The 277-nt window shown below is 53.8% G+C and carries 1 protein-coding gene; it reads right to left on the bottom strand.

Annotation, left to right across the window (positions count from 1 at the left end):
* Positions 1 to 277 (bottom strand): HAMP domain-containing protein (locus R2R70_RS19925; protein WP_410978889.1); only part of this gene is annotated, 277 nt, incomplete at both ends.

The raw sequence follows: 277 nt of genomic DNA, 5'->3' as shown, positions 1-277 counted from the left end.
CAATTTATGCAGCTCGCTCGACATCTGGTTAAAGGTTTTTGCAAGCAGACCAAGCTCATTCGGCAGGTTGGTATCCAGCGGCGGCGAGTCGAACTGCCCGTGTTCAATACGCTGACTGGCGGTAACCAGCTGATTCAGCGGGGCAACCACATGATGGCGTATGCGGCGCAAAGTAAAAAAGACCAGCGTGAAAATACCGATGCCGCCAGCCAGGGAAATCGCCACCACCAGCAGCATTTTGCGTTCAGCGTAGTGCTGTAAAGCCAGTACGAACAGG

Origin of the sequence: Cobetia sp. SIMBA_158 (genome assembly GCF_046566945.1) — a bacterium.
Classification (GTDB): Bacteria; Pseudomonadota; Gammaproteobacteria; order Pseudomonadales; family Halomonadaceae; genus Cobetia; species Cobetia amphilecti.
The sequence above is the reverse complement of the archived record's forward strand: the minus strand, read 5'-3'. Positions and strand labels throughout refer to the sequence as shown.